The sequence below is a fragment of the Mycobacterium sp. genome (genome assembly GCF_965229265.1).
GTDB lineage: Bacteria > Actinomycetota > Actinomycetes > Mycobacteriales > Mycobacteriaceae > Mycobacterium.
The window spans coordinates 361036-386991 of sequence record NZ_CBDDIY010000012.1 but is presented as its reverse complement, the minus strand read 5'-3'; the positions used below and the strand labels follow the sequence as shown (position 1 = coordinate 386991).

The window sequence follows — 25956 nt, the reverse complement described above, 5'->3', positions numbered from 1 at the left end:
ACTTCGGCGGCACGCTGCTGCAGGATCTGCCGGTGGCCGGCCAGGTGCTCAACATGATGGACGCCCCCCGGCACACCCACATCCGCCGGCCGGTCAGTTGCGGGTTGACGCCGCGGATGATCCGCCGGGTCGAGGACGATCTGTGAGCCCCCCCGTGCGCTGCTGGACGCCGTAGAGTCCGGCGTGGCTGCTGAGCCGTTTCTCACGCATCGACGTGGTCAAGCCGGTGGAGTGGGTGCGCAGCAACAGGCACACCGGGATTCGGCACCTGTTCGTTGATTCGGTTGAGGCCTCAGGCAGACACCGACCCGCCGTCTGCTGTCCCGTCGCCGCCACCCGTGGTGGTGTAGTTCGTGCCGTCTTGGCCCGGGGCTCCGGGCTGGCCGGCTTGGCCGGTGGTGCCGGAAGCGCCGGTTCCGCCGCCCGTGCCGCCGCTGCCGGCCGAACCTCCGTTGGCCCCCGTGCCGACCGTTCCGGGGTTGCCGCCGTTTCCGCCGCCCTCGCCGGTGGGGAAGGCGGCGTTGCCGTCGCCGCCGTTTCCGCCGCCGCCTCCACTGCCGGCGTTGCCGCCCGCTCCGCCCTGCCCGCCGGTGCCGTTGGTCCCGCCGTTAGCGTTGCCGCCCCCTCCGCCGGTGCCGGCTTGCCCGCCGCCTCCACCGTTGCCGCCGGTGCCACCCGTTCCGGCGGCCAGGGTGGTGGTGGCGTTGGCCCCGGTCCCGCCGACTCCACCGATGCCTCCGTTTCCGCCCGTGCCGCCTGTCCCGCCGGTGCCACCAATCCCGTTGGGTGACAGCGCATTACCGCCTGTTCCGCCAGTCCCGCCGGCGCCGCCAGTGGTGCCGTTGCCACCGGCAGAGCCGTTCTGGGCTGGGCCGAGAGCCGACACGGTGTAGCTGAACACGTTGGCGACGTAGAGCCGGGTGCCGTCGGGGCTGACCGCCACCCCTTCGGGGCCGTCGCCGACGGGGATGGGGTTGCCGATGGCGGTGTTGGTGGTCGTGTCGATCACCAACACGGAGCCGGTGACGTAGTCGGTGACGTAGAGGTGGGTGCCGTCGGGGCTGATCGCCAACCCGACCGGGCTGTCGCCGACGGATATCGGGGTGGTCACGGTGTTCGTGCTGGTGTCGATTACCGACACCGAGTCGTTGAGGGCGTTGGTGACGTAGACATAACGGCCGTCGGAGCTGATCGCCAGCGCGTTGGGGTTGGTGCCGACGGTGATGGGGTTGCCGATCACGGTGTTGGTGGCGGTGTCGATCACCGACACGGTGCTGCTGTCGTAGTTGGTGACGTAGGCCTTGGTGCCGTCGGGGCTGATTGCCACCGCGTTGGGGTTGGTGCCGACTGTGATGGGGTCGCCGATGACAGCGTTGATGGCGGTATCGATCACCGACACGGTGTTACTTCCGCTGTTGGTGACGTAGACGTATCCGCCGTCGGGGGTGACCGCCAACCCATAGGGATGGGTGCCGACGGCGATGGAGTCGCCGATGACGGTGTTGGTGGCGGTGTCGATCACCGACACCGAATTGCTGAATAGATTGGCGACGTATGCGTTGCCGTTGGTGCTGACTGCAACGCCGAGGGGTCCAGTACCGACGGTGATGGGGTCGCCGATGCCCGTGTTGGTGGCGGCGTTGATCACCGACACGGTGTTGCTGCCGTTGTTGGTGACGTAGATGTATGCGCCGTCAGGGGTGACTGCCACCCCGGTTGGGTTAGGGCCGACGCTGATCGTGCTCAGTGGGGTCGTCAGTGGTGCGGCGGCGGTGCCGCCGTTCCCGCCGGTGCTTCCTGCGCCGCCGTTGCCGCCGTTTCCGCCTGCGCCGCCGGTACCGCCGGTGCCGGCTTGAGTGCCGCTGTTGCCCCCCTCGCCTCCGCTGCCGCCGTTGCCGCCGGGGGTGGTGAGGTTGCCGGCGGCGCCTTGGCCGCCCGCTCCGCCTTGGCCGCCGTTGCCGACCGCGCCGCCGTTGCCGCCGGTGCCGCCGTTCCCCCCGGCGGTCCCAGCTGCAGCGGTGATGTCCTGGGCCGCGTTGTAGCCGTTTCCGCCGTTTCCGCCGTTGCCGCCGGAGGTGGCGGATTGGCCGGTGGGGCCGCTGCCGGTGCCGTTGCCATTGAGCCCGCCGGTGCCGGGGGAGCCGGGGTTTCCGCCGTCGCCGCCGTCCCCGCCGGTGGGGAAGGTGGCGTTGCCGGTTCCGCCGGTTCCGCCGGTGCCTCCGGTGCCGGCGTTGCCGCCGGCGCCGCCTTGACCGCTGGTGCCGTTGGTACCGCCACTCGCTGTCCCGCCGCCGCCGCCGGCGCCGCCCTGGCCGCCGTCGGCGCCGTTGCCGCCTGCGGCGCCGGTTCCCGCGGCGAGGCTGCTGGTGGCGTCGCCACCGGTGCCACCTGCGCCGCCATTTCCGCCGTTGCCGCCCGCCCCGCCAAAGCCGCCGGCCCCGCCAATCCCGTTGGGTGACAGCGCGTTCCCGCCAATGCCACCGGCCCCGCCGTTGCCACCGGACACGCCGTCACCGCCGGCAGCACCGTCCTGCGTAGGTGCGAACACCGGCACGATGAAGCTGTTTTGGTCGGTGACGTAGACGTGGGTTCCGTCGAGGCTGACGGCCACTCCGAGCGGGCCGCCACCGGCATTGACGGTGGTGGTGGCGTTGGTGGCGGTGTCGATCACCGTCATCGTGTCGTCGCCATTGTTGGCGACGTAGAGGCGGGTGCCGTCGGGGCTGACGGCTATTCCGGTCGGGCCGTCCCCGACGGTGATGGGGTCGCCGATGACGGTGTTGGTGGCGGTGTCGATCACCGACACCGAGTTCCCGGAGTTGTTCGTGATGTAGAGCCGGGTGCCGTCGGGGCTGACCGCCACACCGTACGGCCGGTCACCCACGGTGAACGTCGTGGTGACGGTGTTGGTGGTGGTGTCGATGACCGACACCGAGTTGTCGGTGTTGGCGACGTAGGCCCTGGTGCCGTCGGGGCTGACGGCCACCCCGTACGAGCTGCCTCCGACGGCGATGGGGCTGCCGATGACGGTGTTGGTGGCGGTGTTGATCACCGACACCGTGCCGCTCGCGGAGTTGGTGACATAGGCCTTGGTGCCGTCGGGGGTGACTGCCACCGCCATCGGTATGTGACCAACGCTGATGGCGTTGCCGATGACGGTGTTGGTGGTGGTGTCGATCACCGACACCGAGTCGTCGTATGCGTTGACGACGTAGGCGTTGCCGTTGGTGCTGACCGCCACGCCGTACGGGTTGACACCAACGTAGATAGGGCCGCCGATGACGGTGTTGGTGGCGGTGTCGATGACCGACACGGTGCCGTTTGTGTTGTTGGTGACGTAGGCCGTGGTGCCGTCAGGGCTGACGGCCACCCCGGACGGAGCTTTGCCGACCTCGACCAAGGTCTGCGACACGACTGCCGATCCGCCGTTGGTTCCGGTGGTGCCGTTGGTTCCGGTGGCGCCTTGGCCGCCGGTTCCGCCTTGGCCGCCGTTGCCGGCTTGGGTGCCGCTGTTGCCGCCGTTGCCGCCGTTTCCTCCGGTCCCGCCGAGGGTGGTGAGGGTGCCGGCGGCGCCTTGGCCGCCGTTGCCTCCTGCCCCGCCATTGCCGAATGCGCCGCCGTTGCCGCCGTTGCCGCCGTTGCCGCCCGGGGTGCCGGCGGTGGCGGTGGGGTCGGTGGCGGCGTTGTAGCCGTTGCCGCCTTGGCCGCCGTTGCCGCCGGAAGTGGCTGCTTGGCCGGTGGCTGCGGTGACGGTGCCGTCGCCGTTGAGTCCGCCAGTGCCGGGGGTGCCGGGGTTGCCGCCGTTGCCGCCGTTGCCGCCGGTGGGGGTGGCGGCGGTGCCGGTGGCGCCGGTTCCGCCGGTCCCGCCCGCGCCGGCGGCTCCGCCGGTCCCGCCGGTGCCGATGGTGCCGGTCTGGGTGATGAGGAACAGGGTTCGGCCGGTGCCGGCTTGGCCGCCGGTTCCGCCTTGTCCGCCGTTGCCGCCGGTTCCACCGTTGCCGCCGGTTTGGCCGGCTGTGGTCGCGGCGGTGCCGGTAGCGCCGGTGGCGCCGGCACCCCCGGTCCCGCCGGTGCCGCCAGCACCCCCGCGGCCGAACAGGACACTGCCGTTACCGCCCTTGCCGCCGGTTCCGCCGGTTCCGCCGTCGGCGCCGTCACTACTGGTGGCGCCGGTTCCGCCTTGGCCACCAGCCCCGCCGGTGCCCCATAGCGACAGTGTTCCGGTGTTGCCGCCGCTGCCGCCGTTGCCGCCAGTGGCGCCGGTAGTGGTTGCGGTGCCGCCGGTTCCGCCGTTTCCGCCGTCGCCGAGGAACAAGCCGCCTGTGCCGCCGTTGCCGCCGGCTTGGCCGGCCAGGCCGGTGCCGCCGTTGCCGCCGTGGCCGAACCAGCCGGCCGAGCCGCCGTTGCCGCCGTTGTAGCCGTTGCCGCCGGAGCCGAACAGGCCGCCGTTGCCGCCGTTGCAGGCGCTGCCGCTGCTGCAGGAACTGGCGTCGTAGCTGTATCCATTGCCGGCTAGCAAACCGGCATTGGGGTGCTCGGCGGTGCCGTTGCTGATGAAGATCGCGATGATGCTGCCCGGCTGCCAGGCCAGCGCGGAGGCGGTGGGCAGGGCCAAAGCCGGGGTGCTCGAGACGGCGTGCCGCCGGGTATAGGCCACCGCGGTGGGCAGGTAGGCCGCTGCTGCCGGGGCGGCCGGATCACCGCCAGAGAGCGCTGTGGACCGGATCCGATCGTTAGCCGCTGTGACGCTGGCCGCCGGTGCGGCCAGCGGGGTGATCGCGCTGGGCCGTGTGAGCCCTGCCGGGCGTAGGCCGCCCGATACTGCCCCGGCCGGCCGGTTGGGTACGGACCGACCGGTTGTGCCTGTTGAGGCGGCCACCGAGGTCCGGGTATGTGCCGCCGAGCGGGCAGGACCAGCATCGACTGACCCAGACCCCGACCCCGACTTCGGGCCCGACTCCGACGAACTCGACCCGGACGAACCCGTCTCGGCGAACGCGACCGCCGGCACAGCCGCGATGACCGCACCCACGCCCAACGCGAAAGCCAGCGCGCCCACCCGGCCGATATAGCTACCGCCACCACAGCGTGCAGCAGTCCTGACCCGGGCATCACCTGGCTGAGCCATCATCGCGTCCTCACCCTCCAACCGTCGGGAAATGTTGGGCCATTATGCAAGGCGCCCGTTACGAATGGCTCGTTTGCGAATAAACGTCTACTGAATGGACCGTACCGAAGTGCCACCGCACCTTCGGCGAGCATTGCCACCACCGACAGACATTGCTGGAGCGCCCCTCTGCAATGCCGGCCGTCACCGACGACCCGTCACCACCGGCCCCGCCGGCCACGTGGAGCCGCAGGTGTTCGGGGGCTGCCGATTGCAGTGTCAGCGATCGCCGCCGCTGTGTCGTCGGAGTGGGTACTCCATGACCATTAGCGTTACAGCCCAACAGAATTCCATACAGGACTGCCGAATTCCGTTGCCAGTGATGCCAAGCCGTAGACGAGCGCGGCTCACATTGCGGCATGCCCGGCGTCGACCGGCAATGTCACGCCGGTGATGTAGCGCGCTTTAGCGCTGGTCAGCCACACCACGGCATTGGTGACATCGTTGGATTCGACGAAGGGGACCGGCAACAGGTTGGCCGACAGCGACGGGGCCCTGGGGTTGTCGCGCATGCTGTTGGCGGTGTGCTCGTTGAGGATCATTGGGGTCGCCACTCCAGTGGGGTGGACCGAGTTGACGCGAATGTTGTACTGGGCGTAGGCATTTGCTGCGGATCGCATCAAGCCGACCACCCCGTGCTTGGCCGCCGCGTAGGCGAACATCGCGGCGCTACCGTCGCCGCCGCGGCCGACCAGGCCCTGCGCGGAGCTGGTCAACACGATCGAGCCGCCGCGGCCCTTGGCGATCATCGACGGCACGGTCGCGGCGATCGTGTGCCACACACCGTTGAGGTTGGTGTCGACGATGTCGCGGTAGACCTGCGCGTCCAGCGGATCCTTGAGGCCGATCGCCACCACGCCGGCATTGGCCACCACGATGTCGATGTCGCCGAGCTGGTCGATGCCGAGTTGAACGCCCGCACGCAGCGCGTCGAGATCGCGGACGTCGGCAATCACCGGTACCGCCCGGCGGCCCTGGGCTTGGATCAACTCGACGGTCTCATCGAGGTCAGCCTTGCTGGCCAGCGGGTAGGGGATCGAGTCGATGTCGGCGCAGCGGTCGATCGCGATGATGTCGGCGCCCTCGGCGGCCAGCGCCACCGCGTGACTTCTCCCTTGGCCGCGGGCCGCGCCGGTGATTACTGCGACGGTGTCTGCGAGCTCTGTCACGGGGGAACCCTAGCGCGCGCTCGGGCGATTTCGGCGCGCACATGACCGCGCGGCGGTCATGTGCGCGCCGAAATCCACTGGTTGACGCTCAGCCGGGAAAGTTGAACAGCCGTCTGGTGTTCAATTCCACGATGCGGTGGACCTCGTCGTCGGGCACGTCTCGGAAGACCTCGGCGGCCCGCTTGCGGTTGTGCGGCCAGTTCGAGTCGGAATGCGGATAGTCCGACTCCCAGGTGATGTTGTCGACGCCGATGTCGTAGCGGTTCTTGATGCCGGACTCGTCGTCGATGAAGCAGCCGAAGATGTGCTTGCGGAACAATTCACTCGGCCGGACGTCCCGGTTGATGTCCTGGTAGAACCGGTGCTTCTCCCACACCTGGTCGCAACGCTCGATGAGGTACGGCATCCATCCGATGCCACCCTCGGAGAGCACGATCTTCAGTTTCGGGTGCCGGTGGAACACCGGCGAGAACACCAGGTCGGTCGCGGCCGCCATGGAATTGGTGCCGAACAACGCGGCGATGACCGCGAACGGTGCATCCGGAGCCGTGACAGGTGCCTTGCTCGACGAGCCGAAGTGACAGGCCAGTGGCATGTCGAGCTCTTCGACCGCGGCGAAGAACGGGCTCCAGTGGTCGGTATGGAACGACGGAAGACCCAGGGGAACCGGATTCTCGGTGAAAATGATGCCCTTGGCGCCTTTGTCGTGGGTCCGTTGCGCCTCACGTGCGGCGGCGGCGGGATCCCAGAGCGGCACGAGGACGCCGGGGATATACCGGTCGGGTGCCGCGGCGCACCACTCGTCGAGGACGAAGTCGTTCCAAGCCTCGATGCAGGCCAGGGCCAGGTCCTTGTCGGCGGCAAAGGTGAATACCCGCCCGGCAACGCCCGGGAAGGTCGGGAAGTTGAGGCCGGCCCAGGCTCCGTCGAGGTCCATGTCGGCCAGCCGCGCGACCGGGTCGTAGCAGCCGGGCCGCATCCCGTCGAAGCGCACCGGGTCGTCGCCGAACTCCTCGGGCTCCTTGCCGGCCACCGCCGCGAGCCCGATGTTGGGGTGCCGCTTGCCGTCGTAGACCCACACCTGGTGGGCGAGCTGCCCGTCAGGCTGCGGCTCCTCGACGATGCGGGGGCCGTCTTCCTGCCACTTCTTCGGCAGCCGGCTGGTCCACAGGTCCGGTGGCTCGACCAAGTGGTCGTCGGTGGAGATCAGTTTCATCCAGTCTTGCAAGGGCATGGTGTTCTCTCCTTGGTCAGGTGTTCTCGGGTGTGAAGACGACCGGTAGGGCGATGGGGGAGCGGAATCCGACCCCCTGGATCTGCGGGACGGGCTTGGTTGTGTCGAGGCGGATGTCGGGAATGCGGCGCAGCAGTTCGTCGATGACCACACGCGTCTCCATCCGCGCCAGGTGCATGCCCAGGCAGGTGTGCGGCCCGTGCGCGAATGCGAGATTCGCTTGCGGGGCCCGTCGGATGTCGAACTTGTCCGGGTTGTCCCATCGCCGGGGGTCGCGGTTGGCCGCGCTGATGTTGCAGGCCACGATCGCGCCTTTCGGGATCGCGACACCGTCGATGTCGGTGTCGACCGTCGCGGCGCGGTTCAGCGAGGTCAGCGGCGGTTCCCAGCGCAGCCCCTCTTCGATGGCCGCGGGGATCAGTTCCGGGTCGGCGCGCAAGGCGTCCCACTGCTCGGGGTGGGTCATCAGGGCCAGCAACAGATTGGCGGTGGAGCGGGCCGTTGTTTCGGCGCCGGCCGGGAGCAGAATGCGGACGAAGTTGATCAGTTCCTGATCGTTGAGCCGTAGTCCGTCGACCTCGGCCTCGATCAGTTGGCTGATCATGTCGTCGCCGGGGTTGGCCCGACGGTCGGCTATCTGTTCAGAGATGTACCCTGCCAACGCTTTTGAGGCTTCCAGCGCTTTCTCAGGGTTGTAGAAGATGAGGATCGTGTCGACGGCCCAGGAGGTGAACCGCGGGACGTCGGCGCGGGGCAGCCCCAGCAGCTCGGCGATGACGTAGACCGGGAACAGCAGGGTGAGTTCGTCGACGAGGTCGGCATGCCCACGCGCGGCGAACCGGTCGACCAGCCCGGCGACGATCTGGTCGACTACCCGTTCGCGCAACGGCTGTAGTGCGCGCCGGCGGAACGCGTACGCGATGAGATCGCGGTAGCGGCGATGTTGCTCGCCGTCCATGCCGAGCAATGTCTCGCCCCAGACCTGGCCGATGGTCTCGTTGTGAATGGCCGACGAGAATCGTTCGGCGTCGCCGAAACCGATACGCGCCTCGGGGAATCCCAACAGGCTGAACAGCGGCCGTTCGGAGAACACCGACATGGTCCGGTAGTCCTCGAACCCGGCGATCTCGGATTGACTGCCGCGCTGTACGGGGCACCGCTCACGTGCGGCCCCGAGCGGGCCGTGTAGATCCCGGATGCTGGTGCGCGGCGATGCCGCGGTGAACTCGACGATGTGGCGGCGGTAGGCGACGTCGTCGGCGGCGCGGATCCACGCCCGCAATTCGTTGTCTGTCATGGAGTCCTCAACTGAGTCGGGTCACTGTTCCGGCGGTACCGTCCACCCGCAGCTGCATGCCGTCGGCGATCCGAACGCTTGCGTCGTGGGTTCCCACGACACACGGGATGCCGAATTCGCGGGCGACGATCGCGGCATGCGACACCGGAGCTCCGACGTCGGTCACCACTGCGGCCGCGCCGGCGAAGAAGGCCGTCCACCCGGTGTCGGTGACGTGCGCTACCAGGATCTCGCCGGGCTCCAGTTCGGTGTCCAGGGCCGAGGTGACCACCCGGGCGCGACCCGTCACAGATCCGGCGCTGGCGCCGGCGCCGGTGAGCACGTCGCCGACGGCGAAGGCGGCCGATTCGTTGACGGGTTGCCATCGCCGGTCGAAGATCGGGGGGAGCGTCAACCCGGTCAGCCGGTCCCGCTCGGCCCAGCGTCGCCGCACTAGATCCGGTGTGACTGTCTCGGTGCCGAAACACAATTCGTCGTAGGTCAGCGCAAACACGTCGTGGGCCCGTTCGAGCCTGCCCTCGGCAACGAGCCGGCGCCCGCGTTCGAGGGCAAGCAGCCGCAGGTTGTGTGTCGCCCGCACGGATATGTCGCGGGACTCCTCGCGGTCGTGCAGGACCCGTCGCGCCAGTCGCGAACGTAGACCGCGCCTAGGTGGCGGGGTGTGTGTCCGGCCACTGGCGGTCGCGGCCCATGCCGCGTTCAGCAGGGCCTCCGGTCGTTGTTCGAACATCGCGTTGGCCAACTCGCCCTCGCCGGGGCCGCGGTGGCCGATCTCGGCCAGCGCTGCATCGAATGCGGCGGCGAAAGTCGTTGAGGCGCTGCGTACCTCGTCCAGTGAGCTGCCACGATAGTGTGAGGCCAGCCTGGGATCGGTACGCAGGATCTCACCCAGGCGCTCCACATGACGAAGGATCGCACCGCTGGGGAGGTCGTCTGCGCCGACCCGGGTGCTGCCCGCGTCGTCCGATCCGCTCGCGACGGTCACCGCGTTGCCCGCTGCGGCCGCGGCGAACGAGGACACGTTCCAGGCCTGCACAGCGAGGTCGCGGGCGAGTGACAGCCGGGACAGCAGACGCGCGTCGGTCATGGCTGCCGAGTTGTCGATTTCGGCCCGCAACCGGTCACATTCGGTACGCAGGTGCGCGGCTTCGCGCCTGACAGCCAGGACGGCAGGCAGCATCCGACCCGCGACCCGGCCGGTCTGGCCGAATCTGCTCAGCACAGATGCGGTCGGCGCGCCGACTGTCGGTTTGGCGACCTCGGCGCTGCCGAGGTACTGCCGGTCGATGTCGTCGGCGCTCCAGCCCGGCATCGCGCTCGCCATCTCGCGCAGCACGGAGACGTTGACGTAGAGCCGGTGTCCGGCACTGATCACCGGGCGGCTCGACATCTCGGTCTGCTGGGCTGAGTCGAGCATCAGCAGTTCGGCGGTGGATGCTCCGCTACCCCGCAGGGCGGCCAGCGAGATGTCCAGCGACAGTGGTGACATCGGTCCGGGGAAGGCCTCCGAGAGGTTCGATGCGCTGTACACCGGATAGCGAGGGTCGATCAGGGAGTCGAACTCCCCGCCCAGGCCTTCAGGCGCCGGGTCGACGAGCGGCCCGCCTGCGGCGGGCGGCAGGCCGGCCGCGACCTCGGTGGGCGCCCACCTCATCCGCCACGGTGCGTCGACGCGGCGGGCGCCGAGATAGACACACCGGCCGAAGATGCGGCCGGCCGACTCGGCGACCTCGCGGCCGGTTGACCCGACGCTGAATCCCCATTCCTCGGTCAGGCGGGTGGTGTCCACGACGGGCGGCCAGATGAGGCCGTCGAGTGTCGCGGGCTCGATGTTGAGCAGATCGTGGTCCCAGCTGAAGCGCAGTGCTCTGTCCATCGCCGACCGCGGCAACGAGAGCACCCGGCGATGCAGTTCGGCGGCGAACTCCTCGGACGACAGCACATCCGGCGCTGCCAGGTTGACGACACCGGTGCGGTCGCTGAAACACGCGTCGGCGTGAAACCTTGCGACATCCTCGGTATGGATCAGCTGCCAACGGGTCTGCACGCCTTGGACCGCAGCCAGTAGAGGCATGCCGAACAGGCGTCCCGCATAGCTGACGGTCCCGTGGCCCAAGGCGATTGCCGGTCGGCTGATGACCGCCGGAACGCCTGCCGCGGCGATCAACGACTCGACCTCAGCCTTCTGCGCGGCGTAGTAGATCCGCGGGTCGGGCCGAAGCGGGTCATCCTCGCGGAGGAAGTCCGGGTTGTCGGCGTGCGACCCGTAGGCCATCACCGACGACGAGAAGACCAGCCGGTTGCACCCGACCCGGGACATCGCGGTCAGGACGTTCTCGGTGCCGCCGACGTTGACCGTCCGGTTCTCCTCCTCGGTGGGCAGCGGCTCGAGCGCCCAGGCGAAGTGCACGACAACGTCGGCGCCTTGCATCGCGGCGGTGACGGCATCGAGATCGCAGATGTTGCCTGCGACAGCCGTCAACCTCGGATCTTTGGGGGGCCTGCGCGCGAATGCAACGACGTCCGCGCCGCGGGCCAACAGTCGGCGTACCACTTCGCGGCCGAAGTCGCCGCTTGCACCGGTTACCAGAATTCTCATCACGACCGAAGATACTGCATATAGCTAGTGATTACTAGCTTAAATTTTGGGACGGCCTATATGCTCTCCCGGATGGCAGCCACGCGACGTTCCAGCGCTGCGGTCCGGGAAGATCTGCTCGAGGCTGCCGGCTACCTGTTCGCTCGCCGCGGGTACGCGGGTACCTCGACCAAGGAGATCGCCCAGCGGGCCGGAACCTACGAGACGTCGCTGTACACCCACTTCGGTTCGAAGGCCGGTATCTTCTCCGCGGCTGTCATCGAACCCTTCACCGAGTTCGTCGAGTCGTTCCGCGCCACCCTCGCCCAGCGCCAGGATGCACCCGAGGACGTCCTGATCGAGGCCTTCGTGGACGATCTCTACGACAGCCTGGAGTCGCACCACGACGCCGTCATGGCCTTTGTCATTGTCATGCGTGAACCGGAAGCCGCTGAGGCGGTATCCGGTGTGCGGGAGAGCCTTTCGGAGATGTTCGACGCCCTGCACGCCGCCGGGCGAAGCCGGGACGACCGGGCCGGGCGACCGGGACCGGGCCGGCCGGCCATGCAACGCCTCATGGTCGGGCTGGTGGTCGCGTCGCAGGCCTTCGCACCGTGGCTGTTCGCCGGGGAGGATCTCGACCCGCAGGCGATCAAGAGGGCGATGACCGAGATCTTCGTTTCCGGTGTGCGCACGGACGGGTAGCGCTCATTGGCGGTTCCGATAGCGCGGCATCGCAACCCCGGCGGACCGCAGTTCCAGCGCGGCCAGACCCCGGACCGCCGACGGGTCCTCCCGCCGCCACGCGCCGACCGGGTCGGGGCTGACCTCGGTCAGTTTTCTCAGCGGGCGATTGGCCAGGGCCCGCAATGCCAGCAACTGCATCCCGGCCGGGGTGCGGGCCAGGGCGATCACCGTCCATTTGCGCCGGAAGAACCGGATCCGCACAAACAGCCATGGCATACCCACGGCCATGATCGGCGGGGCCGCGACGGCGATGGCCAGCAGCACCGCCAGCCACGACGCCGTGGTGTCCAGGTTGTGGCCCGCCCCGGCCAGGTCGAGGGCGGCCTCGCTGGCCGCGCGCAGCGGTTTGGCCATCGAGTCGCCGATCAGTGGGACACCGTGCACGCTGTTACCGGCTGAATCCAGGTTGTCGGAGATGCCGGTGGCGCTGTCCTCGACCTGACGGCCCACTCCGGAGATCGCGGCGATCGCGGTGTGGACACCCAATCCGATCATCACCCACGCCGCGATCCACAGGCCCACCAGCAGGTCGCTGGCCAACTGCGCCAGCAGCCGGCCCGGGGTGGTGGCGTAGGGCAGGTACCTCGATCTCATGGCTCGATCCCAGCACAGTCGCGCCGCCGCAGCGGCCGATAGGCTGACGCGATGCGCCCCGCTCTGAGCGACTATCAGCATCTGGCCAGCGGCAAGGTACGTGAGATCTACCGCATCGACGACGAGCACCTGCTCTTCGTCGCCAGCGACCGGATCTCGGCGTTCGACTACATCCTGGACAGTCTGATCCCGGACAAGGGTCGCATCCTCACCGCGATGAGCGTCTTCTTCTTCGACTACCTCTCGGACCACATCCAGGCGCCCAATCATCTGGCCGGCCCACCCGACGACCCGCGCATCCCCGGCGAGGTGCTGGGCCGGGCGCTGGTGGTCCGGCGGCTCGAAATGGTGCCCGTCGAGTGTGTCGCCCGCGGCTATCTGACCGGCTCCGGCCTGATCGACTACCAGCGCACCGGCGCGGTCTGCGGCATCGCCCTGCCGCCCGGCCTGGTCGAGGCCAGCAGGTTCGAGACACCGCTGTTCACCCCGGCCACCAAGGCCGAGTTCGGCGAGCACGACGAGAACATCCCGTTCAACCAGGTCATCGATTTGGTGGGCGCGGTCCGTGCCAACCAGCTGCGCGAGCGCACGCTGCAGATTTACACCCAGGCTGCCGACCACGCGCTGACCAAGGGCATCATCATCGCCGACACCAAGTTCGAGTTCGGCGTCGACGCCGACGACCGGGTGGTGCTGGCTGACGAGGTCTTCACCCCTGACTCGTCGCGATACTGGCCGGCCGACACCTACAAACAGGGCGTCGTACAACCGAGCTTCGACAAGCAATTCGTCCGCAACTGGCTCACCGGACCCGAGTCGGGTTGGGACCGCTACGGCTCCGTCGCACCCCCACCGCTTCCCGCTGACATCATCGAAGCCACCCGGGACCGCTACATCGAAGCCTACGAGCGAATTTCGGGACTCTCATTCGCCGACTGGATCGGAACTGCCGCATGAACCCCCCCGCCGCAAAGCGCGTCGACACCCAGCGCATCCACCACGACGACGTGTTCGTCGACCCGTACGAATGGTTGCGTGACAAGTCCGATCCGGAGGTCATCGCCCACCTCGAGGCGGAGAACGCCTACGCCGATGCCGCGACGGCATACTTGGAACCGTTGCAGCAGACGATCTTCGCCGAGATCAAGTCGCGCACCAAGGAGACCGACCTGTCGGTGCCGACCAGGCGCGGTGACTGGTGGTACTACGGGCGCAGCTTCGAGGGCAAGCAATACGGTGTGCACTGCCGGTGCCCGGTCGCCGATCCTGGGGACTGGACCCCGCCGGTGTTTGACGAGCACACCGAGATTCCCGGTGAGCAGGTGCTGCTCGACGAGAACGCCGAAGCAGACGGCCACGACTTCTTCGCGCTGGGCGCCGCCAGCGTCAGCCTGGACGGAAACCTGCTCGCCTACTCGGTGGACGTGGTCGGCGACGAGCGATACACGCTGCGATTCAAGGACTTGCGCACCGGCGATCTCTTCGGCGACGAGATCGCGGGGATCGCGTCGGGGGTGACCTGGGCGGCCGACAATGCGACGGTGTACTACACCACGGTCGACGACGCCTGGCGCCCGGACACAGTGTGGCGCCACCGGCTCGGTTCCAGTGGCCGCGACGAGCAGGTGTTCCATGAGCCGGACGAGAGGTTCTGGATCGGCGTGGGTCGCACCCGCAGCGATAAGTACGTGATCATCGCGGCGGGCTCGGCGATCACCTCCGAGGTGCGCTTCGCCGATGCCAACGATCCGCAGGCCGACTTCTCCAGGATCCTGCCCCGCCGTGACGGAGTCGAGTACTCGGTGGAGCACGCGGTGGTCGGCGGCGAGGATCGCTTCCTCATCCTGCACAACGACGGTGCGGTCAACTTCACGTTGGTCGAGGCGCCGATCGGCGATCCGACCGCGCAGCGGACGCTGATCGCCGCTCGGGACGACGTCCGCCTCGACGGTGTCGACGCCTTCGCCGACCATCTGGTGGTCAGCTATCGACGAGAAGCGCTGCCGCGTATCCAGTTGTGGCCCATCTCCGGTGACGGGTACGGCACTCCGGAGGAGATGACCTTCGACTCCGAGCTGACCTCAGCCGGTCTGGCGGGCAACCCGAACTGGTCCTCGCCCAAGCTGCGGGTGGGTGCCACGTCGTTCATCACCCCGCTTCGGGTGTACGACCTCGACCTGGTCACCGGTGAGCGCACCATGCTGCGGGAGCAGCCGGTGCTCGGCGGTTACCGTCGCGAGGACTACGTCGAACGCCGCGACTGGGCGATCGCCGAGGATGGTACCCGCATCCCGATCTCGCTGGTGTATCGCGCTGGGATCGAATTCCCCGCCCCGACAGTGCAATACGGTTACGGGGCCTACGAATCTTCTGAAGATCCGCGGTTCTCGGTGGCCCGGCTGTCGCTGTTGGATCGCGGCATGGTCTTCGCCGTCGCCCACATCCGCGGCGGTGGCGAGATGGGTCGGTTGTGGTACGAGCGCGGCAAGTTGCTGGAGAAGCGCAACACGTTCACCGACTTCATCGCCGTCGCACAGCATCTCGTCGACACCGGGCTGACCCGGCCGCAGAACCTCGTCGCACTCGGCGGGAGCGCCGGCGGCCTGTTGATGGGGGCGGTGGCCAACCTGGCACCACACCTGTTCGCCGGCATCCTCGCCCAGGTGCCTTTCGTGGACCCGTTGACGAGCATCCTCGATCCCTCGCTGCCGTTGACGGTGACGGAGTGGGACGAGTGGGGAAATCCCTTGGAGAACAAGGACGTCTATTTCTACATGAAGTCCTACTCGCCGTACGAGAACGTCGAGGCCAAGGACTATCCGGCCATCCTGGCGATGACCTCGCTCAACGACACCCGGGTGCTCTACGTGGAGCCCGCGAAGTGGGTTGCCGCGCTTCGACACACCAAGACCGATGAGCATCCGGTGCTGTTGAAGACCCAGATGGCCGCGGGGCACGGCGGCATCAGCGGCCGCTACGAGCGGTGGAAGGAGGCCGCCTTCCAGTACTCCTGGCTGCTGGCGACGGCCGCCCCGGACCGCCACGGGAAGGCCGCCGCGGGGTGATGCGGGGTTGCCCGGAATGCGCGAGTGCGCCCCGGTAGAGGCTGCCGCTGATCGCGTTACGCCGGGAACCGCCGTCTCGAGCGCCTGGCAGCTGCCCGCGGAGTTGGGCAGGCGGCTGCGGTAGCCGTTGAGCGGTGTGGTCGGGCCGACCCCCGAACCGGAATTTTGCATCGTTGACCGACTCCCGGGTCGGCCCGGGACCCGTGGGTATCGACTCCTCCACCGCCCGCGGGAGCGCGCCGAGAGCTCCGGCATCCCTCTGCAGAGCATCGAATGCCGCGGTCGTTGCGGCCGGGCCGGTCGTGGGGCCGGTCGAGGTGTTCGGCTGTCCCGCTCGCCCTGTTGTCGGCGGCCAGGTGCGCCACAGATAGTTGTTGCCAGTAAGTCAGCCGGCGATTAAATTCGGAGAGGTTGCTCTAGACAATCCAGATAAATCGATCAGCACGAAGAGGCAGACATGAGCTCAACGGAGGCGACTGTGCGGCGCGGCATCACCGATTTCGAAGGACGCTCCCTGGTCGGGACCTTCTATCCGGCCCCCGAGACGCTGTCGCCGCACGGCAGTTATCTGGGCCTCGGCCTTGACGGGACCTACCTGTTCGCCACCGTCCGGGACGACGAGGGCAACATGACCTCGCTGGTCCGTCGGATCGGTGAGGGCGGAGACTCGGTGGGGTTGAGCCTGCTGTATTCGCCGGCGTCCGGCGCTGACTTTCGGGTCGATCCTGACGTGGCGGCCAACGCTTTCATCGGCCGGGTAGGTCAGGAGATCGACTCAGAGGAGGCGCGTTTCTTCGGCGGTAAGGCCTACCCGCATGGCGACCGGGTGTTCGGATTGACTGTCACGCCGACCGACTTGCACTGGTCGGAGGGTGCTCATGCCGACCTCACCGGACGAATCATCGGCCCGGGCTTGAAGTTCTTCACGCCCTGGTCCGAGGGCGGGGTGTTGTACATCTCGCGGCTGTGGGAGGTCACCGGCACCGTGCGGGGGCGCGCGGTGACAGGATTCATGGGGCTCGACAACACCTTCACTTCGCCGGGGTACTCGTGGGGCCACGAGCCGGTGTCCGGTAATTACGAATTGACCTGGTACACCTGGGGAAACCGCTACGAGGACGGGACGGTCGAGATGGGTCACATCTCGTCGGGCAACGGCCACTGGGGCTTCGGGCTCTTCAACAATGAAGACGGAGTGCTGGTCCGATCAACGGATGTCCGCTCGCTCGTCACCCAACGTGACGAGGTCGGCTGGCCGCTGCACATCAGCTACCAGATCGACGGCGAGGAGTGGGAGTGGGTCGCCGAGGAGCGCGGCCGGATGGTCGACCTCGGCCTACCCGGTCAACGCCGTACCCCCAACTCCGAGGGCCAGTTCCGGCGTGTGGGCGAGAATCGCGCCATCACGTCGTGGATGGCCTGGGGCGAGACCGTGCCCGAGAACGGCGACGAGCGCCGGCCCGCACCGGCGGTCTGAGGCGGGGACGGCCTCTACGCCTCGTCGGTGTAGAGGCCGTCGATGTGGGCGGCGTACTTCTGGGTGACCACGCTGCGCTTGACCTTCATCGTGGGGGTCATCACGTCGGAGTCAGGTCCCCACACCTCGGGCAGCACTTTGATCTTCTTCACCTGCTCGACTCGTGCCAGGTCTTTATTGACCTGCTCGATGTGCGCGAAGATCTCTTGCGCCAGATCGGGATCCGACATCAACGCGACCAGGTCGGAGACGTCCTTCGCCAACCGTTTGCCCCACTCGACCACCTCGAGGGGATCCGGCAGGACGAGCGCGGCCGGGAACTTGCGCGCCTCTCCCACCACTACCGCCGTGGACACCAGCGGGCTGCTCGCGATGGCGGCCTCGATCGGTCCGGGTGAGATGTTCTTGCCGCCCGCAGTGATGATGAGATCCTTCTTGCGGCCGATCAGCCGCAGATAGCCGTCCTCCTCGATCAGCCCTAGGTCGCCGGACCGGACCCAGCCGTCGGCGGTGAACGATGCGGCGGTCTGCTCGGGATCCTTCAGATAGCCGACGAAGGCCTGCGGTCCCCGTAGTTGAACCTCGCCGTCCTCGGCGATTCGCATGTCGACGCCGGGGAACGGGCGGCCAAGGCAGCCTCGACGCGGGTCGTACGGTGAGCCAACGCCTCCCACGAACTCCGTCATGCCGTAGAAATCGGCGAGTTGCACACCGAGGGAGGCCATCCCGTCGAGGGTGTCCGCGGACATCGAAGCCGCTGCGGTGAGCGCGATCTCGATGTTGTCGAGCGCGAGCCCCGAGGTGATCTGTTTGCGTGCCGGCTCGGTCTCGGCGAGGTCGATCGCGAGATCGCCTGGGATCTCGCCGGTCTCGGTCCGGGCGCGGACCGCCTGCAGTCCGATGTCCAGGGCTCGCCGCAGTTCGGCACCTTCGGGATCGGGGGTGGCGCGCGCGATGCTCTGCGCGGCGCCCCACAGCTTCTCCCAGATCCGCGGCGGGCCGAAGAAGATGTTCGGTTTGACCTCCAGCAGATATGTACCGATGGCGGTGACCTCCGGGCAGAAGTACACCTCCGATCCCAGCCGCAGCCCGACGTAGTGGGAGAAGAACCGCTCGGCGACATGGGCCATCGGCAGGTAGCTGATGACCCGCTTATGGGTGAAGCCCGCCCCGAAGGCCAGGTGGATCGACTCCAGCCCCGACACGATGCTGCGGTGACTGTGCTGTGCGGCCTTGGGCCGGCCGGTGGTGCCGGAGGTGTAGATGATCGTCGCGATGTCGTCGGGCTGCACCTCTTCCCCGGCCTCGTCGAGTCGGAACGGTTGGTGATCCAGTAGGGAGGGCCACGAGAGTGCCGGGGTGCCCGCCGGCACCTCGTCGACGCAGATGACGGTCTTCAGGGTGGAAACCTGCGGCGCGATGTGCAGGGTGCGATCGAGTTGCTCGCCGTCGACGATGACGGCAACGGCCTCGCTGTGCCCGAGAATCCATTCCAGCTGACTGTTGGACGACGTCAGATAGATCGACGTGGTGGTGACCCCGAGCAGCATGCAGGCCGTGTCGGCGATGTTGCACTCCGTGCGGTTGCGCATCAGAAGGGCGACGCGATCGCCCCGGCCAATGCCGAGCCCGCGCAGGGCGGTGGCCACCGAGGACGCGGTCTCGAGGTACTCCGCCCACGACAACCTCTTCCAGCTGCCGTCCGCTGCCTTGGAATTGAGTGCGGGCGCATCTCCGCGCTCCGCGACGGTGTCGGCGAGTACGTCGACGATCGTCCGACCGGCGATTCGTTTGGTCATCTCCGCGCTGGTCATCTGCATGAAAGTCCCACTTTCGTCAGTGAATACGGGTCCGGCTACCGGGGGTATCCGCCGTCCCAGATGGCGCCTCGCAGTCAGGGGCGATCCTAATACCGCGGATATGGAGATTGTGTAGATTTACCGGACTCGGACAACCCGACCAAGAGTCTAGATAATCTTTACTCCGAGCATTGACACCGGATAGGCTGCGACCTAGATTCGACGGCAGGTATCACACGATGACAGGCGATGCTGCATGCATGTGTTGGTGACGGGTGCGTCCGGTGACTTCGCGGCCGGGATCATCCCGGAGATTCTCGACCGGGGCCACCAGGTCGTGGGGTTGTCGCGCCGCCCGCATGCCTTCCCTTCGCCCAACTATCGCCACGTCTGCGCTGATATCCGTGACGCCGACGCACTGGCCGCCGCACTGGACGGCATCGACTCCGTGGTCCATCTGGCCTGGACCACGCATCCGATGCATGATGCCGCGGCCACCCGGGCCATCGATGTCGGCGGGACCGAGGCCGTCCTCGATGCCATGCAGCGCACTGGTGTCTCGCGGCTGGTCACGGCATCCTCGGTGATGGCCTACGGCGCGCACGCCGATAACCCCCCGCGGCTCACGGAGTCTGATCCGCTACGGCCGAGTCCCAAGCATCTTTATTCGGTGCACAAGGCGGAGGCCGAGGGAGTCATCGCCGCCTCTGGCGTCAACGCCCTGATGGTGCGGGCCAGCAACATCATGGGTCGCAGCACCACCGGGGTGACCCAGGAGGGATTCGCCACGCCGGCCATCATGGGGATGAAGGGGGGCGCCAACCGCTTCCAGTTCATCCATCCCGACGACCTGTCCCGTTTCTTCGCCGACGCTGTCGAACGCTCGGACTGGCGCGGTCCGATCAACCTCGCCGCCGAGGGGTCGCTCGAGATGCGGGAGATCGCCCGGATTCTCGGGAAGCGATATGTCGAGGTCAATCCGCAACGCGCAGAGGCGGTCCTGAACTTCCTGTGGGACCACAACCTGTTCTCACTCGATCCAGGGGCGGTTGAGGCATTCCTGAACTTCCCGATCGTCGACACCACCAAGTTGACCGACGAATTCGGGTTCCGGCCGGCCTGGAGCAACCGTGAGTGCGTCGAGGACTTCGCGCGCACCAACCGTGCGCACACCTTTGTCGGCACCCGCCGCGTCGAAATCCCCTGGCGGTGGCCGTGGGCGACCGTCCCGGAACGGGCTGCCGGCGACGACTCACGGACGCCTGCTTCGGAGGCGGCGGGGGAATTCGATACCGGGGTGCGCGCCGGCTGGACAGTGTTCACCGCCGCCAACACCTCGGAGGCATTTCCGGGACCGCTGACCCCGCTGTCACTGGAACTGGCCCTTGATGCGCTTCTGAGCGGCGCCGCGAACGCCGCGGACGTCTTCAACTTCAAGGGTGAGTTGCGCGACGCACTGACCTACGATGCCGTCGGCTCGTTCGGTCACGGCATCTACGCGAATCTCTCGGTGGTCTACGCGCTCGGCACGGCAATGCCCGGGGCCGGCGTATCGGCATGGGACGAAATGCTTTTCGGCGACCGTGAGGGCGTGGAACTGCCGGAGGTCGACAAGGTCGGACCGTTGGGCGTGGCGCGAATGCTGCCCCGGCTGGCAGGCAAGCTGCTGGGATTCGCCCCAGAGATCCGCAGCGTCGACGCGCAGGCCCGTGCCGACCAGCGCGACCCGGCGTACTACGCGTCTCTTAGTGAGGTCCAATTGATCGCGCACCTCAACCGGACTCGCGACGAGGTTGCGCAGGCCTGGTCGCTGGCATCGAACGCGTCGGCGTTCATCGTGCCGGTGATGGAGATGGTCCAGAAGCAAGGCGGCAAGGGCGTCGCCACTCGGATACGCGGCGGTGCGGAGGAACTCCCGAGCGCCGCGATCGCGGGCGGGGCCTACCGGCTGGCCGGTCTGGCCCAGTCCGACCCGGATATCCTGGCCGTCCTGCGCAACGACCCGCCCGAGGCCGCACTGGACAAGCTCCGGGAATCTCATCCCGGCTTCGTTCGCGAAATGAGCGCGGTGCTCCAGGAGTACGGCCACCGCGGCCCGGCCGAGACCGAGCTGGCCAACCCGATGTTCGCCGACGATCCGGTGCGGTTCGTCGACGTCGTTGCCAAGCTCGTCGATACCAAACGACGGGCCGGCGAACCCGTCCCGCCGGTCGGTCGTCGAGTGGCCGTTGCAGCGAAGGCGGCCAACAGGTTCCAGCGACTACGGGAGCAGGCCAGGGACGCCACCATTCGGCGCACCCACCAGTATCGTCTGATCGCCCGCGAAATCGGGAGGCGGTTGGCCGATCGCGGGGTGCTCGACCGGCCCGAGGACGTGTTCTATCTGATTCGACCGGAGTTGAAGAACCCGCCGGCCAACGCCGCGGAACTGGTCGCGCGGCGCCGCGCCGAGCGTGACCGCCTGCGCTCCGAGCGCCCGCCGTTGAACTTCGCAGGCAGGTACACGCCAGCGACAAGTACCTCCGGGGAACTGCAGCCCGGTGAGTCGTTGCAGGGCACGCCGGTGTCGTCGGGAATCGCCAAGGGGCCGGTGCGCGTGCTGACCGCCGACTCGATGGACGATCTGGAGCCCGGTGAGGTTCTGGTCTCGGCGTTCACTGACACCGGCTGGACACCGTACTTCTCCTTCGCTGCCGCCGTCGTGGTCGACACCGGGGGAGAGATGTCCCATGCCGCAGTCGTTGCGCGGGAGTTCGGAGTCCCCTGCGTGGTCGGGACACTTCGCGGCAGCACGATCCTGCGCACCGGCGATGTGGTCGAGGTGGACGGGGCCACCGGGAAGGTAACGAGAGTCGAATGACGATCCTGAACCGGTCAACCTATGTCGGCGTGTTCGTCGACGGAGACTGGATGCCAACCGAAGATGCTGCCCCGGTGCTGAACCCGGCCACCGAGCAGGCCGTCGTCGACGCCCCGCTCGGCACGGTGCGGGAGGCGGCGGCGGCGCTCGTCGCCGCCCGCCGGGCGTTCGACGAGGGCCCCTGGCCCAGGATGAAGCCGGCCGAGCGGTCGTTGCGGCTGGCCCGGTTACGCGATGTCCTGGCTGAGTGGTCCGACGACATCGTCGGTCTGGTGGTCGCCGAAGCCGGCATTCCGGTCACTATCGCTCGACCCAGCCAGTTCGACGCGCCGATGGGTCTGCTGGACTTCTTCATCGAACGGGCCGCCGCCTTCGACGCGATCCGCTCACTACCCATCACTACCTTCAAGAATCGGCATGGCACAACGGTTTTGGGAGCAGGGGTCGTTCAGCGATCACCCCGTGGCGTGGTCACCGCGATCACCCCTTTCAACGCTCCGTTCTTCGTCAACCTGCTGAAGGTGGGACCGGCCCTGGCCGCGGGGTGCACCGTCGTGCTCAAACCATCGGACTTCACCCCGCTGGAGGCGCTGTTGCTCGGTGCGGCGGCGGCGGAAGCGGGGCTGCCGCCCGGTGTGCTCAATGTGGTGACCGGTGGGGTCGAGGTCGGCGAGTTGCTGACCACCGACCCGCGAGTCGACATGATCACCTTCACCGGTTCGGACACTGTCGGCGCCAAGGTCATGGCGCAGGCCGCAGCCACCCTGAAGCATGTGGTCCTTGAACTCGGTGGCAAGTCGGCGATGATCGTTCGTGCCGACGCGGACATGGCCGCGGTGACGGCGAGGGGCGCTCAGGAGCTCACCCTGTTCAGTGGGCAGGGGTGTGCGCTGTGGACTCGCCATCTGGTGCACCGGAGCATCTATGACCAGTATGTCGAGGGTGTCTCGGCCATCCTGAGCCGTATGCCGATTGGGGACCCGACCGACCCCAACACCCTTGTCGGACCGCTCATCCGGGAAGGTGCACGAGAGCGCAGTGAGCGATTCGTCGCCGGTGCCCTCGAACAGGGCGCCCGGGTGATGTACGGGGGTCGACGGCCGGCGGGCTTGGAGCGCGGGTTCTTCTTCGAGCCCACCCTGCTGGCCGACGTCCGCACCGATATGACGGTGGCGCAGCAGGAGGTCTTCGGACCGGTGGGTGCGGCGATCCCCTTCGACGACGACGACGAGGCGGTCCGCATCGCCAACGACTCGTGCTTCGGGTTGTCGGGCTCGTTGTGGACGGCGGACCCCGGGGCCGCATTCGCCATGGCGCAACAGATCAACACCGGCAACATCAGCATCAACGGCGGGACCGGCGGGATGAGCCCGTGGGCACCGTTCGGCGGTTACAAACGCTCGGGAGTCGGTCGCGAACTCGGTGCCGACGTGCTCGACGACTTCACCGAGACGAAGGCCATTCAATTCCACGCCGGCTGAGTCGGCGACACCACGAGGAACCACCATGCCCACCAGCACAGCCGAAGACCTTCGCGACTTCGTCCGGACCGCTGACGACACCGCCTACGTCGCGTCGGCCACCGCGGCGACACCCAGGTCGACGTTCATCGTCGACCTCTATGAACCGCTGGCCGAGGCCCGTCGCAAGGCGCCGGTGCATCTGAGCACTCAGGCCGCGCTGACGGGCAACAAGGATTACCGCACCCAGAAGGAATTCACCGACGTCTCGTTCAGCTGCGTGCTGGGCTTCGACCACGCCCAGGAGGCCTTGGCCGACGAACGGTTGTCATCGACGATCTGGGATCTGACGATCGGGCAGGTCTGGGGGCACTCCATCATCGGTATGGACGGGGCCGAGCATCGGCACCACCGCGCCCTGATTGCGCAGGCCTTCACCCGAAAGTCGTTGAGCCGATGGCGCGAAACCGCCATCGAACCCGCTGTGCATGGACTCATCGACAGGTTCGAGCAGAAGGGCTCGGCCGATCTGTACCGGGATTTCACCGTCCTCTTCCCGGTGTACATCATCACCGAGATGATGGCCCTGCCGTTCGACCAGATCGCGCTGTTCAACAAATGGGCCGGTGAGACGGTCGCTGCCTTCTATGACCTCGATGCCGCCAAGGCCGCCTCGAAGAATCTCGAGGAGTATCTGTCCCCGTTGATCCAGGAGCGACGCGGCGGGTCCGGAGACGACCTGATCACGCTGCTGGCGAATGCTGAACTCGAAGGCAGCAAGCTGAGCACGATCGACATCGTGTCGTTCCTGCGCCTACTGCTGCCCGCCGGTGGGGAGACCACGGCACGCTCGACTGCGAACACCCTGCTGGGCCTGTTGCGCAACCATCGCCAGCTGGAGGCACTGGTCAGCGACCGCAGTCTGCTTCCGCAGGCCATCGAGGAGGGCGTGCGCTGGGAGCCGCCGTTGATGTCGATCAGCCGTCTGGCGCTCGACGACCTCGAGTTGGGCGGTGTCGAGATCAAACGGGACAGCATCGTCGAGGTCTCGATCGGCGCGGCCAACCGGGACCACACCCGCTGGGGTGACGATGCCGAGGACTTCGACATCTTCCGAGACAAGAAGGCGCACATCGCGTTCGCCTGGGGTCCGCACACCTGCCTCGGGGCGCATCTGGCGCGACTGGAGATGGCCGCGGCCATGACGGCGCTGTTCGACCGGTTGCCGAATCTTCGGCTTGACCCGGAGCGGGGCGCAGATGCTTGGGTGCAGGGCATCGGTCTCCGCTCGCCGAACAAGGTGCCTGTCGTATTCGGAAACCACTGACAGCAGGATATTTCGTGATTCGGGTGGCGATTGTAGGCGCGGGGCCGGCAGGCTTCGCGGTCGCTGGTGCGCTGCTCGGGCAGAGCGGCTTCGAGCTGGCGATCGATCTGATCGACCGCGCGGTCCGACCCGATGCGCTACTGCGGCATGGGCCCGCGGCGGGCAGCGAGCGCTTGCGAGCGGTCGCACGCGATGTCGATGAGGTGCTGGGCGACAGCAGAGTCACGTTCGTCGGAGCCGTCGATGTTGGCGAGCAGGTCACGCTCGACGACGTGCGCACCTGTGCCGACGCGGTGGTCCTGGCCACCGGCTCACCCGCCGACTCGGCACTGGGCATCGCCGGGGGTGACTCCGTCGGCGTGGGAACGGTCAGCCACCTCGAAGGCTGGCTCAGCGGCAGTGCCGATGTCGCAGTCGACGAACTGGACCTGGCGATGGACACCGCGGTCGTCATCGGTGCGTCGCCCGCGGGTGTGCGCGCCGCTGAAACCCTCTGCGGCAGAGTCCCCGAGGGTACTGCAGCGGAACCCGCAACCCGGATCGGCGAGCGCAGAATCCGGTACGTCCAGTTGATCGACCCCCGCTCGCTCGCTGAGCTCCCACTGCCGGAAGGGCCTCCGGACAATCTTGTTGTGCATGCGGCGATGCGGCCCATCGGTCTGGTCGGGCGCAACCGGGTGCGCGCGGTGCGCTGCCTGCGGCGCGGCGACCGCAACGGCATGGTCGTGACGGAGGACCTGCGCGGGCAGCTGGTCCTGCGGCCCCACGGCGAGTCTTTCCCCTGGCCGGGGCTGGACCACCGCGACGGTCATCTCGATCATGCGGGCGGCCGGGTCCTTGCTGCCGGTCGCCCGGTGGCCGGTCTGTACGTGACTGGCTGGGCGGGGCGCACTCCACGCGGCGGCGGTTCGCACCTCGAGGATGCGGCAGGGGTCGTCGCCGCCATCGATGCCGATATCGCGACGCTGGCCCGCCCGAGCCGTCACCTCGAGGCCCTTCTGCAACGACGGGGGGTCAGCGCAGCCCGCCTCGACCGATGGTCGGCGGTCGCAGCGACCGACGAGCTGCTCGACCGATTCGCCGGCGAGGGAACGCTTCCGCTGGCCGACTACGACGCATTACTCGAGGAGGTCGATGAGGACTGACCATGCACCCTCGGCTGCACAAGAACTCTCACCATCA

At 67.8% G+C, this 25956-nt stretch carries 16 protein-coding genes and 1 pseudogene; 10 read left to right on the top strand and 7 right to left on the bottom strand.

The genetic code is table 11. The features are described from left to right. Window positions 1-2: 2 nt before the first annotated feature. Window positions 3-183: pseudogene (locus ADBZ9K_RS19535) on the top strand (cytochrome P450); the annotation flags it as partial. Between the two features lie 109 nt (window positions 184-292). Here the strand turns inward: ADBZ9K_RS19535 and ADBZ9K_RS19530 are convergent. Further along, window positions 293-4879 (bottom strand): beta-propeller fold lactonase family protein, encoded by a 4587-nt coding sequence (locus ADBZ9K_RS19530; protein WP_526623356.1) that lies wholly within the window; start codon window positions 4877-4879, stop codon window positions 293-295. Between ADBZ9K_RS19530 and ADBZ9K_RS19525 the strand changes: the two genes are divergently transcribed. Then, window positions 4860-5072, top strand: coding sequence for a hypothetical protein (locus ADBZ9K_RS19525; RefSeq protein ID WP_526623354.1), 213 nt, complete (start codon window positions 4860-4862; stop codon window positions 5070-5072). The genes ADBZ9K_RS19530 and ADBZ9K_RS19525 overlap by 20 nt on opposite strands. A 442-nt stretch (window positions 5073-5514) precedes the next feature. Here ADBZ9K_RS19525 and ADBZ9K_RS19520 read toward each other — a convergent pair whose 3' ends face one another. The 4 genes from ADBZ9K_RS19520 to ADBZ9K_RS19505 form a co-directional block, all read right to left on the bottom strand. Beyond that, complete coding sequence (locus tag ADBZ9K_RS19520; RefSeq protein WP_526623352.1) at window positions 5515-6336, bottom strand: mycofactocin-coupled SDR family oxidoreductase; 822 nt, start codon at window positions 6334-6336, stop codon at window positions 5515-5517. Between the two features lie 88 nt (window positions 6337-6424). Further along, window positions 6425-7570, bottom strand: a complete 1146-nt coding sequence (locus ADBZ9K_RS19515) for an amidohydrolase family protein (protein WP_526623350.1) — start codon at window positions 7568-7570, stop codon at window positions 6425-6427. Window positions 7571-7586: 16 nt separating this feature from the next. Continuing rightward, window positions 7587-8867 carry a cytochrome P450 gene (locus ADBZ9K_RS19510; RefSeq protein WP_526623348.1) on the bottom strand — a complete coding sequence of 427 codons (1281 nt, stop codon included), beginning with the start codon at window positions 8865-8867 and terminating at the stop codon, window positions 7587-7589. Between the two features lie 7 nt (window positions 8868-8874). Further along, a complete protein-coding gene (locus ADBZ9K_RS19505) occupies window positions 8875-11466 on the bottom strand; it encodes an NAD-dependent epimerase/dehydratase family protein (RefSeq protein ID WP_526623346.1) in 2592 nt (863 codons plus the stop codon). A 72-nt stretch (window positions 11467-11538) separates the two neighbouring features. Between ADBZ9K_RS19505 and ADBZ9K_RS19500 the strand changes: the two genes are divergently transcribed. Next, complete coding sequence (locus ADBZ9K_RS19500; RefSeq protein ID WP_526623344.1) at window positions 11539-12150, top strand: TetR/AcrR family transcriptional regulator; 612 nt, start codon at window positions 11539-11541, stop codon at window positions 12148-12150. Between the two features lie 3 nt (window positions 12151-12153). On the opposite strand, the gene ADBZ9K_RS19495 is transcribed toward ADBZ9K_RS19500, so the two are convergent. After that, entirely contained in the window at window positions 12154-12786 is a 633-nt protein-coding gene (locus ADBZ9K_RS19495; protein WP_526623343.1) for a hypothetical protein, read from the bottom strand. Window positions 12787-12837: 51 nt separating this feature from the next. On the opposite strand from ADBZ9K_RS19495, the gene ADBZ9K_RS19490 reads away from it, so the two are divergent. The 3 genes from ADBZ9K_RS19490 (at window position 12838) to ADBZ9K_RS19480 (ending at window position 17328) form a co-directional block, all read left to right on the top strand. Further along, entirely contained in the window at window positions 12838-13743 is a 906-nt protein-coding gene (locus ADBZ9K_RS19490) for a phosphoribosylaminoimidazolesuccinocarboxamide synthase (protein WP_526623341.1), read from the top strand. Continuing rightward, window positions 13740-15851, top strand: coding sequence for a S9 family peptidase (locus ADBZ9K_RS19485; protein ID WP_526623339.1), 2112 nt, complete (start codon window positions 13740-13742; stop codon window positions 15849-15851). Before ADBZ9K_RS19490 ends, ADBZ9K_RS19485 begins: the two co-directional genes overlap by 4 nt. A 457-nt stretch (window positions 15852-16308) precedes the next feature. Then, complete coding sequence (locus ADBZ9K_RS19480) at window positions 16309-17328, top strand: hypothetical protein (protein ID WP_526623338.1); 1020 nt, start codon at window positions 16309-16311, stop codon at window positions 17326-17328. Between the two features lie 14 nt (window positions 17329-17342). On the opposite strand, the gene ADBZ9K_RS19475 is transcribed toward ADBZ9K_RS19480, so the two are convergent. Beyond that, window positions 17343-19142, bottom strand: a complete 1800-nt coding sequence (locus ADBZ9K_RS19475) for an AMP-dependent synthetase/ligase (protein ID WP_526623336.1) — start codon at window positions 19140-19142, stop codon at window positions 17343-17345. Window positions 19143-19395: 253 nt separating this feature from the next. Between ADBZ9K_RS19475 and ADBZ9K_RS19470 the strand changes: the two genes are divergently transcribed. The 4 genes from ADBZ9K_RS19470 to ADBZ9K_RS19455 are packed head-to-tail and all read left to right on the top strand — an operon-like array spanning window position 19396 to window position 25919. After that, window positions 19396-21987 (top strand): NAD-dependent epimerase/dehydratase family protein, encoded by a 2592-nt coding sequence (locus ADBZ9K_RS19470; RefSeq protein ID WP_526623335.1) that lies wholly within the window; start codon window positions 19396-19398, stop codon window positions 21985-21987. Further along, a complete protein-coding gene (locus ADBZ9K_RS19465; protein ID WP_526623333.1) occupies window positions 21984-23468 on the top strand; it encodes an aldehyde dehydrogenase family protein in 1485 nt (494 codons plus the stop codon). Before ADBZ9K_RS19470 ends, ADBZ9K_RS19465 begins: the two co-directional genes overlap by 4 nt. Window positions 23469-23493: 25 nt before the next feature. Then, the gene (locus ADBZ9K_RS19460; RefSeq protein WP_526623331.1) at window positions 23494-24774 is read left to right on the top strand and encodes a cytochrome P450; all 1281 of its coding nucleotides are present in this window, start codon (window positions 23494-23496) and stop codon (window positions 24772-24774) included. Window positions 24775-24797: 23 nt separating this feature from the next. Continuing rightward, window positions 24798-25919 (top strand): FAD-dependent oxidoreductase, encoded by a 1122-nt coding sequence (locus ADBZ9K_RS19455; RefSeq protein ID WP_526623329.1) that lies wholly within the window; start codon window positions 24798-24800, stop codon window positions 25917-25919. The last annotated feature ends 37 nt before the right edge of the window (window positions 25920-25956 follow it).